The following is a 14833-nucleotide window of genomic DNA, read 5'->3' as shown; positions in this document are numbered from 1 at the left end:
TGGCGCCGAGCTCGCGCCTCCCCTGCCCGGGCGCGACTTGCTCGACGACGGCCCAAGCCCCATGCCCGTCCCCACCGTCACCCTGCCGGTATCCACTGGGGCGCCGCCTGCGCGCGGTGCACCGCACGTCTCGTCCCGCGAACCGACCGCGCTACTGCGACCGCTCGCCGAGCTCTCCCCAGCCGAGCGAGCGGCTTGGGCGCGCCTCTGCGAGCGCAGCGCACCGCCCAACCCCTTCTGGCATCCGGACCTCGTGGAGGCGGCCGCCGGTCTGCTCTTCGACCGCGAGCGCGCCGCTTTGTTAGTCGCGGTACAGGGTCGCGAGTGGGTCGGTTGTTTGCCGATCGAGCTAGTTCTGCGGAGGCCACGGTGCGTGGTCCGCGCGCTGGTCCACCCTTACTGCTTTAACGCGACGCCGCTGGTCGCCGGCGCCCGGCCCGCAGCCGTCGCGAGGGCGTTAGCGAGTGCGCTTGTCGAATTGCGCCCGGCGGCCGTCTGGTTGCCCGATCTCGTCGACTGCCGGGCGAGCCGCGCCCTCCTGTCGGGGCTATTAGCTCAAGGCGACTACCAGGTCGTGTTTGAACGCCGCTGGGAGCGTTCGCTGTTGAGTCGCGCAGTCGCTTCATCGCGGCCCGCGGACCGGTTGGCGCGGAAGTTGCGAGCGGAACTGCGGCGTCGCCTGCGCCGCTTGGAGGAGTACTCGCAGGGAACCGTTGCGGCGGTCCTGCGCAGCCCGGATCGCGCGACCTTGCAAACGATCCTCACGCTCGAGGCCAGCGGCTGGAAAGGCTCTGCGGGCAGCGCGATCGCCTGCGACCAACGCCACGTCACCTTCTTCACGACGGTGCTGCGCCGTTTTGCCGCTCGCGACGCCCTATTTTTGGTGACCCTGGAGGCAGCGGGGCGTCCCGTCGCCTTCGCCTCGGCGCTTGCCGCCGGCGGTCAGCTTTTCGGCTTCAAGCGTGGCTACGACGCCGAGCTGGCGCGCTTCGCGCCGGGGCGCCTCCTCGACCTCGAGTTCGAGCGGCTGTTCCTGGAAACTCGCCGGGAGCAGCTAGTCGACTCGTGCTGCAGCGTCGACAACGATGCGATGGCTCCGCTCTGGCCAGATCGCCGCGCAATGCGCTCGCTCCTGCTCGCACGACGAGGACTCGCTGGCAGCGCCGCCCAACTCGCTTTCTCCGCTGTGCGCTGCGCGCGGAGGGCGGCGGACGTTCGCGGTCAGCGACGCGCGCGCCCCTGCCCGCGCCCGCGCTGAGCGGGTAGCGCCACCAAGCCGAGGGTTCGCTTGAGGGCGAGGATGCGCTGCACGGCCTGGTCGATCCGCGCCCGCTGCAGGCGACCGTCGCGCAGGGCACGCAAAACCGCTGCGAAGGCGGCTTGCTGGGAGCCCGCGGGCTCGGAGATCCAAACCAGGTCGGCGCCGGCGCGCAGCGCGGCGACCGCCGCATCGTCAGGGCGAACAAAGTCGCGCACGGCGGGCGAAGCGAAGTCGTCGGTGATCGCGATCCCGGGGTAGCGCATCTCGCCGCGCAGCAAGTCGACGAGCACACGCCGCGACATCGACGCTGGCACGGCGAAGTTCTCGAACGGGTACAGGGCGTGCCCGACCAAGAGCGCCGCGGCGCCGGTATCGACCGCGGCGCGGAAGGCCAGCAAGTCCCGTTTGCGGAGGTCCCCCAGTCCCAGGCCGACGCTGACCGGACCAGCCTCGGGTGGTCGGTCGGCGGCGCCGATTCCCGGGAAGCTGCCGGGAACGCACAAGAAGCGCGCGGCCTGGCAAGCGCGCAAGGCGAGATCCACAAACGTCGCGACCTCGGCTGGGTCGGAGGAGAAGACGCGCGTGCCAAGCACCGATTCCTCGCCCGCCGCGACGTCGGCAGGCAAGCCGATCAAACCCTCGACTCCCAACCGTCGCAGGGTGAGGGCTGCGCGACCGTAAGCCGCTGCTGCGGTGCGGGCGGTGTCGAACTCGGCGGGCGGTCGCTCTGGCGGTAGGCCGGGGAAGGAGTTGGCCGATCCCCCGGGTTGGACCACGAGCACCAGCGGCTGGATCGTGCGGGCGCGGGCGACCGCCGCGCGCAGCCGTACGACGAAGTCACGAACCGCACGCGCTCCCCGCCAGTCGTCCCTGCGGAGGATCACTGCGCCGAAGCCGCCGCGGGCCAGCCGCTCGACCTCCGAGGGGTCAGCGGTGGCGCGCGGGGAGACCGCGAGCACCTGCGCTGCTGCCGCCTCCGGGGGCAGTCCGCGTACCAGCTCGGCGAGCGTTCGTGGCAGGGCCGCGACGCGTTCCTCGGCGGGCGACGGCAGCGGCGGGATGATGCGCGCCAGGAACGACACCAGCGGGCGCTCCTGTGAGAGCGGGCGCGGCGATGGGGGGCGCTCCTGGTGGCGCGAGCCGACGAACAGCCCTGCCGCGAGCGCCGCCGTGGCAAGGATGCCGGTAGCGGCAAGCGCGAGACGTCCGCGCCTGGTTACGAGTCGCCGCCGCGCACGTCCAACACCGTCTGTGGGCACCGTCGGCAGGGTATCTTTCGGCCGCGTGTCGACCGGCGGACCCGAGGAGCGCTCGCACCTAAGCGACCACCGTCCGCCGCGGCGGAGTGACGACGTGCCGATCGTCGTCATGAAGTTCGGCGGCACTTCGGTGGCCGACGCTGAGCGCATCAAGCGTGCCGCGCGTCGCATCGCCGAGCGGCGGGCGCAGGGTAATCGGGTCGTCGCGGTGCTCTCGGCGCGCGGCAAGCACACGGACGAGCTGATCGCGCTCGCTCACGAGGTCTCGTCGCGCCCGCACCCGCGCGAGATGGACATGCTGCTCTCCACCGGTGAGCGCATCTCGTGCGCGCTGGCTGCGATGGCGATTAACGACCTCGGCTACGAAGCGATCTCGTTGTCTGGCTCGCAGGCGGGGATCGTCACCGACAGCACGCACACGAAGGCCCGCATCATCGACGTTCGCGCGGACCGCATTCGTCGCGCCCTCGACGAGGGCAAGATCGTGCTGGTGGCCGGTTTCCAGGGGGTGTCGCAGGATTCCCTCGATGTCACCACGCTCGGGCGCGGCGGCTCCGACACGACGGCGGTGGCGCTGGCTGCAGCGCTCGGTGCGGAGGTCTGCGAGATCTTCACCGACGTGCCCGGAGTCTTCAGCGCCGATCCACGGATCGTGCCGGACGCTCGCAAACTGCCTCTATTGACGTTCGAAGAGATGCTCGAGATGGCCGCTTCTGGGGCGCGCGTACTGCAGCTGCGTTCGGTCGAGTACGCGCGCAACCACGGCGTGACGATTCACTGTCGGTCAAGCTTCGAGGACGGACCCGGTACCTTCGTTGTCGACGAGGCGACGACGATGGAACGACCGCTTGTAACCGCAGTTACGCACTCCACCGATGAGGCACGGATCACGCTCACCGGTCTCCCCGATCGGCCGGGCATCGCTGGTCGCGTGATGACCGCTCTGGCCGAACGGGCGATCAACGTCGACATGATCATTCAGAACGAGCCGGCCTCGGAGGGGCATCGGGCCGACATGTCGTTCACCGTTCCCCGTTCCGATCTCGAGTTGGCGCGGGCGACGTTGGAGCCACTTCGGGAGGAGCTCGGTTTCGGCGAGATCGCGACCGACGAGCGGATGGGCACGGTTTCGCTGATCGGCGCGGGAATGAAGAGCCATCCCGGTGTAGCCGCCAAGGCCTTCAGCGTGCTCGGTGACGCAGGCATCAACATCGAGATGATCTCGACCTCACCGATCAAGATCTCCTGCGTGATTCGGGAAGAGGATGTTCCGCGCGCAGTGAGGGCGCTGCACGATGCTTTTGGTTTGGGCGAGGGGCCACCCGACGAGGAGACACTGATCGCTTCCGGTCGGGCCGCCCAGGCGCGCGAGGAGAGCGGCTAGCGATGAGGGTTGCGGTAGTCGGCGCTACCGGCGCTGTCGGCCAGACGATCCTGCGCGTGATGGAGGAGCGCGGGTTTGAGCTCGAGGAGCTCGTGCCCTTCGCGTCGCAACGCTCAGCAGGTAGGGAGATCGAGTGGCGCGGAAGCAGCGTGCGGGTGGAGCCGCTCGTGGAAGGTGCGGAGAGAGGCTTCGACCTCGCGCTGTTCTCCGCCGGTTCGAAGGTTTCGCGCGAGTGGGCACCGAGGTTCGTGGAGGCCGGTGCCGTGGTCGTCGACAACTCTTCGCAGTGGCGCATGGAGCCCGACGTGCCACTGGTCGTCGCCGAGGTCAATCCAGAGGCACTCGACGCACATCGGGGCATCGTTGCCAACCCGAACTGCTCGACGATGCAGATGGTCGTAGTGCTGAAGCCGATCCTCGACGCAGTGGGGATCGAGCGCGTGGTTGTTTCGACCTACCAGGCCGTTTCGGGAACCGGGCAGCGCGCGATTGAGGAGCTGCACCGCCAGAGCGAGGCCTTGATCGAAGCCGAGGAACTACCGCCGCCGCGCGTTTATCCGCACCGCATCGCCTTCAACGTCTTGCCTCAGGTGGAGACCTTCAAGGACGGTGATGACTACACGACCGAGGAGCGCAAGATGATGTTCGAGACACGCAAGATCCTCGGTCGCGACGACATCGGGGTGTCCGCTACATGTGCGCGGGTGCCGGTGTTCAGCGGTCATTCGGAGTCAGTGAACGTGCAGACCGTCGAGCCGCTGTCGCCGGAGGAGTGCCGACGACTGCTCGCGCAAGCGCCCGGTGTGGTGGTCGTCGATGAACCCCACGCCGCGCGCTACCCGCTACCGATCGAAGCAGCGGGGCGCGACGAGGTGTTTGTTGGGCGCATTCGGCGTGACCCCTCGCACGAGCGGTGTCTCAACATGTGGATCGTCGCCGACAACCTGCGCAAGGGTGCGGCGACCAACGCCGTTCAGCTTGCCGAGCTCTTGGTCGAGCGCGGTCTGTTACGGGCCGCCGCGGCAGGCCGCTGAAGTTACCCGCTTTGACGGCGGTAGCCGCGGTCAGGCGGCGGCGGCCACCGGCAACGCCTCGACGCGGCGCGCGATCTCGCGGGTCGAGACCACGTGCTTGCCCATTCCCAGATCCTTGGGAGATAGGCCCAGCGCGAGTCCCAGTAGCTGCGGGAAGTGGAGAACCGGCACGCCGAGGTCGCGACCCACAAACTTCGCGGCCTCCGGCTGTTGCATATCGAGGTTGAGGTGGCACAGCGGGCAGGGTGTGACGAGACAGTCAGCACCCGCCTCGATCGCGTCGGCCAGGTGGCGGCCCGCTTGGCGCAGCGAAGTGCGCCGGTTCATCGTGATGATCGGGAAGCCACAGCACTTGTGTGAGCCGGCGTACTCGACCGGTTCGGCACCAAGCGCTTCGATCACCATCGACAGGTACTTGTCGCGATCGGGATACCGATCAAAGCCAAGGCGACGCGTCGGCCGCACGATGTAGCAGCCGTAGAAGGGCGCCACCTTGAGACCGCTCAAAGGTCGAACGACTTTCGAGCGCAGGGTTTCGAGCCCGATCTCTTCGACGACGAGCCACAGCAGGTTCTTGTTCCACCACTCGTCGTCCTTGCGGTAGCTCAAGCCCTCGGGCGCCAAGTGCTTGTTGATGTGTTCGCGGTAGGACGCCGATGCGTCAAGTCGCTCTTGGCACTCGCTCTGCGCCCCTTGGCAGGTCGAGCAGATGTTCATCATGCCGGCGGCGCCGTCGACGCGTTGGGCGAGGGCGAACGTGCGGGCGTTGAGGGTGTCCGCGAGTTCCTGATTGTGTTCGGCAATCACGCCCGCCCCGCAGCAGTTAGCGCGATCGAGCTCGACTAGCTCGATATCGAGCAGCGGCGCGACTTTGGCGACCGCACCGTGCAGCTCGGGGGCAAACCCCCGGGCGACGCAACCTGGCCAGTAAGCGACCTTGATCACGTTCCTTGCCTCCCTTCGGCGGCGGCGATCGCCGCGGTAGCGGCCGCGTCTTCCTCGTCCCCTTCACCAACGATGTAGAGGTTGAGCTCGATGCGCTGACCGTGCGATTCGATCTCATGGAAGATCCGCCGGACCTGCTTTTGGTCGGGCAGCCGCGGGTGGAAGAAAGCCTTCTTGGGAGTGACCTTGCCGGAGGCGAGGCCGCGCAAAGCGGTGGGCAGGTTCTCGATGAGCTGCTTGACCGCACCCGGCTCGAGCTGACCCTTGATCAGCGACCCGTCACCGAAAGTGCGCGGCAAAAGCTGTGCTTCGTGCAGCGTTCCGTACTTTTCGATCAGCTTGGTGAAGGCGACCGCGTGGCCGTAGCCGTTGTTGCGGTCCTTGATCCCGAAGTCCTCGGTGGCGCGCCGCCGCAGACGCATGATCTGGTTCATCGGGGCGACGTCCTTGGGGCACACTTCGACGCACGAGAAGCAGTGCGTGCAGTCGTAGAGCCCGTGTGGATCTTCGGCCAAGTCGCGCAGGCGTTCCTCGGTCATGCCGTCACGCGGATCGCCCACGAACCGGTAAGCCTTCGCCAGCGGTGCCGGCCCAATGAACTCGGGATCCGCTTCGAGCGAGAGGCACGCTGACATGCAGACACCACACTGAATGCAGGCCATCGTCTGCGTCACGTCGAGCATCGCCTCAGGCGGCACTGTGTACTCGCGATCCGGCGGCGGCTCCTCGGCAGGAATCAACCACGGCGTGACGCGCCGGATCTTCTTCCAGTGGACCGACTCCATGTCGGTCACGAGATCCTTGACCACCGGCATGTTGGCCATCGGCTCGACGACGATCGCGCCGTCGCGAGCTGTCTCCTGGGCCTCGCTGAGCTTGGTGTTGCAGGCGAGGGCCGAGCGCCCGTTGATACGCACGCCGCAGGAGCCACAGATCGCTGCCCGGCAAGAGCAGCGGATCGCAATCGACCCGTCCTCCTGCCCTTTGGCCGTGAGGATCGCCTCGAGCACGGAGCGCTCGGGCGCCAGCTCGACGCGGTAGTCCGCCCAGTAGGGCGGGTTCCCCGACTCGGGGTCGAAGCGACGGATGCGGAGCGTGTATTCGGGCATCAGTAGACCCTCTCCTGGGGCTGCCAACGGGTGATCGTGACGGGTGCGTAGTCGACCGCCGGGCCGTCACCGTTGGGTGAAAGCAGGATGTGCCGCAGCCACTCCTCGTCGTTGCGTTGCGGGTAGTCGGTGCGGTAGTGGGCGCCGCGACTCTCCTTGCGCTCGAGCGCGGCGGTGACGATGCATTCGGCGTTGTCGAGCATGAACTGCAGCTCGAGCACTCCCAGCACGTCCTGGTTGAACACGGTGCCCTTGTCGTCGACCGCCACTGTCTTCGCCTCCTCCTTGAGGCGCTTGACCGTCTCGAGCGCCTTGGTCAGTCCCTCTTCGTCGCGGAAGACGCCTACGTAGCGGTCCATCGTGGTGCCGAGCTCGTCCTTGATCTCGGCGACCCGGCGGCCGGTCCGGTCGCGGCGGATGATCTCCTCGATCATCCGCTCCTCGTCGGCGAGCGCGGCTTCTGAGGCGACGGGCAGCGGCAGCTCCCGCGCGATCTCGCCAGCGTGCGTGCCGGCGCGTCGGCCGAAGACCAGGGTGTCGAGCAACGAGTTCGCGCCCAACCGGTTGCCGCCGTGGACCGAGACGCAGGCGCACTCGCCCGCCGCGTAGAGGCCGGGGATCGGGGTGCGACCGAGCGAGTCGGTCTTGATGCCACCCATGATGTAGTGGTTGCCCGGCTTTACGCGGATCGGCTCCTTGGTTATGTCGACGCCGGCGAAGTCACGCGCGACGTTGACGATCTCGCGGAGCGCCTCGTGAATCCGCTTGCGACCGACGACGGTGATGTCGAGGGCGACGGTGCCGTCGGGGAAGCCCCGCCCCTCGAGGATCTCTGTGGCCTCGGCGCGGGAGACAACGTCGCGGGAGGCGAGCTCGAGCTTGTTGGGGGCGTACTTCTCCATGAAGCGCTCACCTTTGGCGTTGTAGAGGCGAGCCCCCTCGCCGCGTGCGCCCTCGGTGATCAAGAGACCGGTGCCGGCGAGCGTCGTCGGGTGGTACTGGACCATCTCCATGTCCATCAACGGCGCGCCGATGCGGTACGCCATCGCGATCCCGTCGCCGGTGCAGATCAGGGCGTTGGTCGTGGGCTTGTAGACCTGGCCGTTGCCACCAGTGGCGAGGATCACGCACTTCGCGCGGAACAGCTCCATCGAGCCGTCGACGATGTTGCGGGTCACGACCCCGGCGATGCGGCCGTCGTCGTCCTGTACGAGGCGCGTGCAGAACCACTCCTCGTAGCGCACGACCTCGTCGTGCTTCATCAGCTGCTCGTAGAGGACGTGCAGGATCGCTTGCCCGGTGATGTCGGCGACGTAGTAGGTGCGGGCGGCCGAGGCGCCACCGAACGCACGCTTGCCGAGCCGTCCGTCGGGGCGGCGGTGGAAGGTCACGCCGAGATGCTCGAGACGGACGATCTCGCGCGGCGCTTCCTGGCACATGATCTCGATCGCGTCCTGATCGCCGAGGTAGTCAGAGCCCTTGACGGTGTCGAAGGCGTGCGACTCCCAGGAGTCCTCCGGATCGAGCGCCGCGTTGATTCCGCCCTGCGCCGCGTTCGAGTGCGAGCGCACCGGGTGGACCTTCGAGATGATCCCCACCGATGCGCCTTGCTCGGCGGCAGCGAGGGCCGCACTCTGGCCGGCCAGGCCGGCTCCGATTACGAGAACGTCGTGCTCAGGCATCTGCGAAACAGGTCGGATTCTTACCAGACGTCTTCTTTGGCGAGCCCTTGGCGGGTCCGCTCACCCTGAGTACGCGACTGCCGGCCGCGACGCTCAGGTCGCTAGCGCCGCACCGTCGCGGCGCAGGAGCCTGCGCAAGGCAGTAGTCGTTACCACGCCGCGCAAGTGCCCCTCCTCGTCGACCGCCATCACCGCGCCCAAGCGCACTAGCGCGGAGCTCGCGAGCAGCCGCTCGAGCGGGGCATCCGTGGGGACGCTGATCGCTTCGATCGCTTCACGCCCGCCCTTGGCCATGACCTCGGCGACGCGCAGCTCGTGACGGCGCTCGTGCGCGACGTCGTCGATCGCTTTGCGGGGCACCAGTCCGGTCAAGCGGCCCTCGGCGTCGATTACCGGAAACCAGGGCCATCCGTAGCGCAAGAAGAAGTCTTCGAACGCTCGATCGAGCGGCGTCGGCTCGGGAATCGCGACCGGCTCGTGGTCCATCACGTCACGCACCGTCAGCCCCGCGAAGGGTTCACCGAAGCGCGCTCGCAGTGCCTCATCGCGTGCGGCGCGGTACAGGAAGTAGCCAATAAAGAGCAGCCAGGCACCGCCGATCAACGAGCCGGCAACGAGCCGCGCGATGCCGAAGGCCACCAGGGCCAATCCGACCAGGCGGCCGAGTCCAGCGGCGAAGCGGGTCGCGCGGTCGCGATCTCCCGTTAGTCGCCACACGGCGGCGCGCAGTATCCGACCGCCGTCGAGCGGGAAAGCCGGCAACAGGTTGAAGGCGAGGAGCAGCGCGTTTACGAACGCGAGGTATGCAAGCACCGCCGTCAGCTCGGAGACGTCGACGCGCTCCAGAAACGTCGCGTGGAGCATCTCCTCCGGTGTCGTGAGCAGCGCGCCAGCGCCGAAACAGGCGGCGGCGATCAACGCCGTGACGAGCGGCCCGGCGGCCGAAACGCGGAACTCGACCCCGGCTGACGGTGCCTCGCGATCGAAGCGCGCGATGCCCCCGAACAGCCAGAGGTCGACGCCGAGGATGCCGATGCCGTTGCGGCGCGCGAGCAGCGCATGGCCGAGCTCGTGCAAAAGCACCGAGGTGAAGAACAGCAGAGCGCTAATGCAGGCCAGCAGGAACGCGATCGTGTCACGGCCGGGGAAGAGCTGCCCGTAGTAGCTGGTGAGCGACCAGGTGATCAGGAACAGAACGAGGAACCAGCTCGCATCGACGCCGACACGGATCCCGGCGATCCGCCCCAGCTCGATCGATCCGCCGCCCGGCATCGGCCGCGATGGTGACACACGCGCTCGGCTCTCGCTACGGATCGTTGGACGGCGCGCGATAATCCGCGCGCAAAGGAACCGGCGTGAGAAGGGAAGAGAGCTTTGCCACACAGGGTCACGTTCATTCCCGGGGACGGCACGGGGCCGGAGATCGCAGAGGCCACTCGCCGCGTCCTCGAGGCCACCGGCGTCGAGTTCGAATGGGACTTCCAGGAGGCGGGTATCGACGTCTTCGAGCGGGAGGGCACGCCGCTGCCCGAACGCACGCTGGAGTCGATCCGTCGCAACAAGGTCGCGATCAAAGGCCCCACGACCACGCCTGTGGGCAGTGGCCACCGCTCCATCAACGTCGCTCTGCGACAGGCCTTCGACCTCTACGCCTGTATCCGGCCGTGCAAGGCCTACGAGGGTGTGCGCACGCGCTTCCCGGAGACCGACATCGTGATTGTGCGCGAGAACACCGAGGACCTGTACGCCGGTATCGAGTTCGAGCGCACGAGCGACGAGTGCGCACGGCTACGCCGTTTCCTCGCTGACGAGCTCGGCGCCCGGGTACGGGAAGACGCGGGCATTTCGATCAAGCCGATCTCGGTTTTTGGTTCGCAGCGAATCGTCGAAGCGGCCTTCCGTTACGCCGAGGAGAACGGTCGACGCAAGGTGACCGCCGCGCACAAGGCCAACATCATGAAGTTCACCGACGGGCTCTTTCTAGAAGTGGCGAGGCAAGTTGCCGAGCGCCATCCGTCGATCGAGTTTGAGGACCGCATCATCGACAACCTCTGCAATCAGTTGGTGACGAGACCGGAGGAGTACGACGTGATCGTGCTCCCCAACCTCTACGGCGACATCGTTTCCGACCTCGGTGCCGGAATGATCGGTGGCCTCGGGCTCGCTCCGGGTGCGAACATCGGTGATGGCTACGCGATCTTCGAGGCGACGCATGGTTCGGCTCCCAAGTACAAAGGCTTGAACAAGGTCAACCCGACAGCTCTGATGCTGTCGGGTGTGCTGATGCTTCGCTACCTAGGTGAGATGGAGGCCGCGGATCGTTTAGAGCGGGCCATCGCCGAAGTGATTCGCAAGGGCGAGAAGGTGACCTACGACCTGAAGCCGACGCGCGATGATCCGACGGCCGTCGGTACCAGCGAGTTCGCGGACGCGGTAATCGAAGAACTCGCTGCGATCGCCCCTTCGGGGTGACGGTTCGGAGGTCCGGGGCGACCGTTACACCCGCTCGGCAAGTGCCGCAACGGGTACGGCCACGCGCAAGATAGAAACCATCGGGGGTTAGCAGATGAGCGAGAAGCAGCCAGTCAAGGTCGCAGTAACCGGAGCGGCCGGTCAGATCGCCTACAGCCTGCTGTTTCGCATCGCCAACGGTGACATGCTCGGCAACGAGCAGCCGGTGCATCTCAACATGTTGGAGATCCCGCAAGCGCTGGGTGCGCTCGAGGGAGTTTGCATGGAGCTCGAGGACTGCGCTTTCCCGCTGCTTGCGGGAATGGACACGTTCGATGATCCCGCGCGCGCCTTCGAGGGCGCAAGCTACGTGCTGCTGGTCGGCGCTCGTCCCCGCACCAAGGGGATGGAGCGTAAAGACTTGCTCGAAGCGAACGGTCGGATCTTCACCGAGCAGGGCCGTGCCCTCAACGACAACGCCCCCGACGACGTCCGTGTGCTCGTCGTTGGTAACCCGGCGAACACCAACTGTCTCGTTGCGATGGAGAACGCGCCCGACATTCCGCGCGAACGCTTCACCGCGATGACGCGTCTCGACCACAACCGCGCGCTCGCGCAGCTGGCTCGCAAAACTGGGGTGCCGGTCTCGCGGATCACGCGGATGACGATCTGGGGTAACCACTCGACCACCCAGTACCCCGACGTCTTCCATGCGCTAGTCGATGGCCGGCCGGCGTTCGATGCGATTGGCCGCGATCGAAACTGGCTTGAAAACGAATTCATCCCGACGGTTCAAAAACGCGGTGCTGCGGTGATCGAGGCCCGCGGCGCGTCGTCGGCGGCGTCGGCCGCGAACGCGGCGATCGACCACGTGCGCGACTGGGCGCTCGGCACCGCGAACGGCGATTGGGTCTCGATGGCGGTCCCGTCAGACGGGTCCTACGGCGTCGATGAAGGCTTGGTTTCTTCCTTCCCGTGCCGTTGCGCGGGTGGCAACTGGGAGATCGTGCAAGGGCTCGAGATTGACGAGTTCTCGCGGTCCCGTATCGAAGCGAGCGTCGCAGAGCTACGTGAAGAGCGCGACGCCGTCCGTTCGCTGGGCCTCGTCCCCGCCTAGCGCCCAGCAAGCATCGGGCCGCGCCCGCTGCAGACGCCGCTAGCGCGCAGCGGACGCGGCCCGCAAAGTCCTGCTTACCTGTTTGGGCGCTTAAACCGTGCCCGCCTGCTCGCTGCTTGCCGCGAACCCTCCGAACGCCGGTGCAGCGGTGTCCTGCTTGGCGTAGAGACCGCCGTCGCGGCGCTCGACCTTGCCCTCGCTCTCCAGTTTGGGCACCAGTTGGTAGACGTAGTTCGGCGTGATGCCCATCCGCTCGGCTAGCTCCCGAACCTTGATCCCCGGGTTTTGGGTGATCAACTCGAGCGCCTCAGCAGCGCGCGTGCCCCTCGGGCGCCGAGGGCCACGACGACCGCCGCCCCGCCTCCGCGCTCGCCGCCCACCTTCGCTGCGCGTCGCTTGTGTGACAGCACCCCGCAACGCGCTAAGCGCCTTCTGCAGCCGTTCGTACTCGTCGACCAGGGGGCGTAGCTCGCGAAGCCGTGCCTCCATCTCTTTCACCTTCTGATCCAAAAAATCAGTCATGCGTTGACCTCCCGATGGGTCGAGTGACTGTTAGTACTACGACGCCGCAGGTTCAAACTTTAACGAAACCGAGTAACAAACTCTGAATGAAGGCTTGAGAATGCTTGACGGTCGGCGCAAGAGACGGCATTTGGCTGTCAGTCAATCAGGCGCTGATCCGCGTGTACGCCTAGCGAGTGATGTCGCTACTACGGCGACCGCCTACGCACGTAACGGTTAGGTAGCTGTCTTCAAAAGACGACGCAAGCGCTCCAGTGAAGTCTCGGCTTCGCGTCGGGCGAGCATCGCTACGGTTTTGCCGGCGAGGCGTCCGAGCGGCCCCCCCGGAAGCTCGTACTCGTTGACGTAGTCGAAGTGCGTGCCCCCGCTTGCGTTCGGCGAAAACCGATAAATGACGCGTGCGCGGGCGTGGAGGGGTCCCGTGCCCTCCCATTCCACGAGCGTCGGTGGCTCGACTTTGGTCGCTCGCCAGCGCACCACTACCGGTCGCCCAGCCACGCGCAACTGCTGCACCATTTCTGCGCCTGCGCGCAGCGGTCGCGGGGGCGCCTCGAGTACCCGCTCGTGGACCGTCACCCATTCCTGCAAACGGGAAGGGTCGGTGACGAACTCGTAACAGCGTTCGATCGGAGCCGGCAAATCGGTGGTGACCGCTACCCGCATCTGCTTAGTCAGGATCGTCGCAGTTTGCAGCTGCGGCCGCTGTGTCAGCGGGCAGCCAGCGGTTCCTCGGCTTCCCAGCAGGCGAGCGCATGCTCGATCGCGCGGTCGAGGGGTCGCGTGCGGATTCCGTAGATCTCCGTGACGGCGCGGCGATCGCGGGGCACGATGTCCGATTCCAGGCTCTCCATCAGGGGGCGGACGAGTGCCACCGGCAGACCAGTTAGACGGCTCACGATCGGGGCGCTGATGGGCGTGTGGTGACCGGGGAGCGGTAGCGGGAGGCGTGGGACGCCGAGGTGCTCGGCGACGCGCAGGACGAGCTCGCCGAAGGTCACTTCGTCTGGGCTTGCCACATCGATCGAGCGGCCTTCCGCGCAGCGAGTCGCGGGTGTGCGCGCTAAGCACTCAATGATGTCTCGCTCGTCGACTGGTGCCGTGCGCCGGTCGCGCCAGGCAGGAAGCGGTAGGACCGGTAAGCGCTCGACTAGGCGCACGATCACACGGAATGACGGACTCCGGGCACCCACGATGATCGAGGCGCGCAGCGCCGTCGAACGCGGCAGGCCTCGCAGCAGTATCCGCTCGACGGCGAGGCGCGACGCCAGGTGCCGGGAGCGGCGGCCGCGGGGGGCGATCCCCCCGAGGTAGACGCAGCGTTCCAGGCCGGCGGCGCGCGCGACCGCGACGAAGCGACGAGCGCAGTCGCGTTCCACGCGCTCGAAGTCGCGCTCGCGTCCGGGTTCCATGGAGTGCGCGAGGTAGTAGGCGAAGCTGACCCCGCGCACGGCCTCTTCCAGGCCCTCGCCGCTGGCGAGATCGCCGCGCACCACCTCGACCGCCGCTTGCGTCTCGAGGGCGGCGGGGTCGCGCACCAGCGCTCGGACCTCTCGCCCCTCCGCGATCAGCCGCTCGAGCAGGCGGCCGCCGACGTAGCCGGTTGCCCCGATCACTAGCTCCACGCCTCGGCATCCTGGCGAGGTGCGAGCGCGACCAATGCGCAAATTGCAGGGATGAACGCAACGTTCCTGCAAATTCGTCGTTTCCCGATTTTCCGTAACGAGCGGGGATTGCTGCGACCTCGTACGGCGAGCCGCGCCAACATCGGTGCGCCGAGAAGGCGATCACGAAAGTGCGATCAGGAGGTCGAAGGGAACGAGATGTCCCGCCACCGTCGGAAGGCTCCAAGCTGTGAAGACTGCTTCTTCGAACGCAAGGGACTGTGTGCGCTGCGCGAGAAACGCCCTTGCCCAACCTTCCGACCGGCCGAGCGCGGGTTGGTCCCAGACCCACAGCTGACCTTCGCCTTCCGGTTCGGCTGGGAGGACCTCGACGCGGAGGGCAACGCCGGCGAGCAACAAGTAGCGCTCTCGCCGTGCAGGGCGTCCTGAGCACGCTCAGCGCCGACA

Annotated in this window: 14 protein-coding genes; 6 read left to right on the top strand and 8 right to left on the bottom strand. The window is 67.1% G+C overall.

Translation table 11 applies throughout. The features are described 5' to 3' along the window. Nucleotides 1-61 precede the first annotated feature (61 nt). On the top strand, nt 62-1258 hold the full coding sequence (locus BLW41_RS02055; protein ID WP_093115778.1) for a GNAT family N-acetyltransferase: 1197 nt from the start codon (nt 62-64) through the stop codon (nt 1256-1258). On the opposite strand, the gene BLW41_RS02050 is transcribed toward BLW41_RS02055, so the two are convergent. Further along, nucleotides 1222-2520 (bottom strand): glycoside hydrolase family 3 N-terminal domain-containing protein, encoded by a 1299-nt coding sequence (locus BLW41_RS02050; RefSeq protein ID WP_177169256.1) that lies wholly within the window; start codon nt 2518-2520, stop codon nt 1222-1224. The genes BLW41_RS02055 and BLW41_RS02050 overlap by 37 nt on opposite strands. Before the next feature lie 94 nt (nt 2521-2614). Here BLW41_RS02050 and BLW41_RS02045 point away from each other — a divergent pair, with 94 nt between their 5' ends. After that, nucleotides 2615-3904: an aspartate kinase gene (locus tag BLW41_RS02045; RefSeq protein ID WP_093115774.1), complete on the top strand. Its 1290-nt coding sequence runs from the start codon at nt 2615-2617 to the stop codon at nt 3902-3904. A gap of 2 nt (nt 3905-3906) precedes the next feature. After that, nucleotides 3907-4938: an aspartate-semialdehyde dehydrogenase gene (locus BLW41_RS02040; RefSeq protein WP_093115772.1), complete on the top strand. Its 1032-nt coding sequence runs from the start codon at nt 3907-3909 to the stop codon at nt 4936-4938. Between the two features lie 30 nt (nt 4939-4968). Here BLW41_RS02040 and BLW41_RS02035 read toward each other — a convergent pair whose 3' ends face one another. The 4 genes from BLW41_RS02035 to BLW41_RS02020 form a co-directional block, all read right to left on the bottom strand. Next, on the bottom strand, nt 4969-5883 hold the full coding sequence (locus BLW41_RS02035; protein ID WP_218138193.1) for a CoB--CoM heterodisulfide reductase iron-sulfur subunit B family protein: 915 nt from the start codon (nt 5881-5883) through the stop codon (nt 4969-4971). Beyond that, nucleotides 5880-6992, bottom strand: coding sequence for a succinate dehydrogenase/fumarate reductase iron-sulfur subunit (locus tag BLW41_RS02030; RefSeq protein WP_093115770.1), 1113 nt, complete (start codon nt 6990-6992; stop codon nt 5880-5882). The genes BLW41_RS02035 and BLW41_RS02030 overlap by 4 nt, the downstream gene beginning before the upstream one ends. Beyond that, complete coding sequence (locus BLW41_RS02025; RefSeq protein WP_093115768.1) at nt 6992-8674, bottom strand: FAD-dependent oxidoreductase; 1683 nt, start codon at nt 8672-8674, stop codon at nt 6992-6994. The genes BLW41_RS02030 and BLW41_RS02025 overlap by 1 nt, the downstream gene beginning before the upstream one ends. A gap of 93 nt (nt 8675-8767) precedes the next feature. Next, nucleotides 8768-9946, bottom strand: a complete 1179-nt coding sequence (locus BLW41_RS02020) for a site-2 protease family protein (RefSeq protein ID WP_093115766.1) — start codon at nt 9944-9946, stop codon at nt 8768-8770. A 102-nt stretch (nt 9947-10048) separates the two neighbouring features. On the opposite strand from BLW41_RS02020, the gene BLW41_RS02015 reads away from it, so the two are divergent. After that, nucleotides 10049-11146, top strand: coding sequence for an isocitrate/isopropylmalate dehydrogenase family protein (locus BLW41_RS02015; RefSeq protein ID WP_093115764.1), 1098 nt, complete (start codon nt 10049-10051; stop codon nt 11144-11146). 94 nt (nt 11147-11240) lie between these two features. Further along, nucleotides 11241-12242, top strand: coding sequence for a malate dehydrogenase (locus BLW41_RS02010; RefSeq protein ID WP_093115762.1), 1002 nt, complete (start codon nt 11241-11243; stop codon nt 12240-12242). 90 nt (nt 12243-12332) lie between these two features. On the opposite strand, the gene BLW41_RS02005 is transcribed toward BLW41_RS02010, so the two are convergent. From BLW41_RS02005 to BLW41_RS01995, 3 genes are all read right to left on the bottom strand, one after another. Further along, a complete protein-coding gene (locus BLW41_RS02005) occupies nt 12333-12764 on the bottom strand; it encodes a winged helix-turn-helix domain-containing protein (RefSeq protein ID WP_093115760.1) in 432 nt (143 codons plus the stop codon). A 216-nt stretch (nt 12765-12980) separates the two neighbouring features. Continuing rightward, complete coding sequence (locus tag BLW41_RS02000) at nt 12981-13427, bottom strand: SRPBCC family protein (protein WP_093115758.1); 447 nt, start codon at nt 13425-13427, stop codon at nt 12981-12983. Between the two features lie 44 nt (nt 13428-13471). Next, nucleotides 13472-14386: an NAD(P)H-binding protein gene (locus tag BLW41_RS01995; RefSeq protein WP_093115756.1), complete on the bottom strand. Its 915-nt coding sequence runs from the start codon at nt 14384-14386 to the stop codon at nt 13472-13474. Between the two features lie 51 nt (nt 14387-14437). Between BLW41_RS01995 and BLW41_RS10670 the strand changes: the two genes are divergently transcribed. Continuing rightward, on the top strand, nt 14438-14815 hold the full coding sequence (locus tag BLW41_RS10670; RefSeq protein ID WP_143038537.1) for a hypothetical protein: 378 nt from the start codon (nt 14438-14440) through the stop codon (nt 14813-14815). Nucleotides 14816-14833: the final 18 nt, after the last annotated feature.

Source organism: Thermoleophilum album (assembly GCF_900108055.1).
In the GTDB taxonomy this organism is placed as follows: Bacteria; Actinomycetota; Thermoleophilia; order Solirubrobacterales; family Thermoleophilaceae; genus Thermoleophilum; species Thermoleophilum album.
The sequence above is the reverse complement of the archived record's forward strand: the minus strand, read 5'-3'. Positions and strand labels throughout refer to the sequence as shown.

What these genes read in the sequence shown, in the direction of transcription:
- BLW41_RS02055 (WP_093115778.1), top strand. Translation starts at nt 62, where the DNA reads ATGCCCGTCCCCACCGTCACCCTGCCGGTATCCACTGGGGCGCCGCCT.
- BLW41_RS02040 (WP_093115772.1), top strand. Translation starts at nt 3,907, where the DNA reads ATGAGGGTTGCGGTAGTCGGCGCTACCGGCGCTGTCGGCCAGACGATC.
- BLW41_RS02030 (WP_093115770.1), bottom strand. Translation starts at nt 6,992, where the DNA reads ATGCCCGAATACACGCTCCGCATCCGTCGCTTCGACCCCGAGTCGGGG.
- BLW41_RS02025 (WP_093115768.1), bottom strand. Translation starts at nt 8,674, where the DNA reads ATGCCTGAGCACGACGTTCTCGTAATCGGAGCCGGCCTGGCCGGCCAG.
- BLW41_RS02020 (WP_093115766.1), bottom strand. Translation starts at nt 9,946, where the DNA reads ATGCCGGGCGGCGGATCGATCGAGCTGGGGCGGATCGCCGGGATCCGT.
- BLW41_RS02010 (WP_093115762.1), top strand. Translation starts at nt 11,241, where the DNA reads ATGAGCGAGAAGCAGCCAGTCAAGGTCGCAGTAACCGGAGCGGCCGGT.
- BLW41_RS02005 (WP_093115760.1), bottom strand. Translation starts at nt 12,764, where the DNA reads ATGACTGATTTTTTGGATCAGAAGGTGAAAGAGATGGAGGCACGGCTT.
- BLW41_RS02000 (WP_093115758.1), bottom strand. Translation starts at nt 13,427, where the DNA reads ATGCGGGTAGCGGTCACCACCGATTTGCCGGCTCCGATCGAACGCTGT.
- BLW41_RS10670 (WP_143038537.1), top strand. Translation starts at nt 14,438, where the DNA reads ATGAACGCAACGTTCCTGCAAATTCGTCGTTTCCCGATTTTCCGTAAC.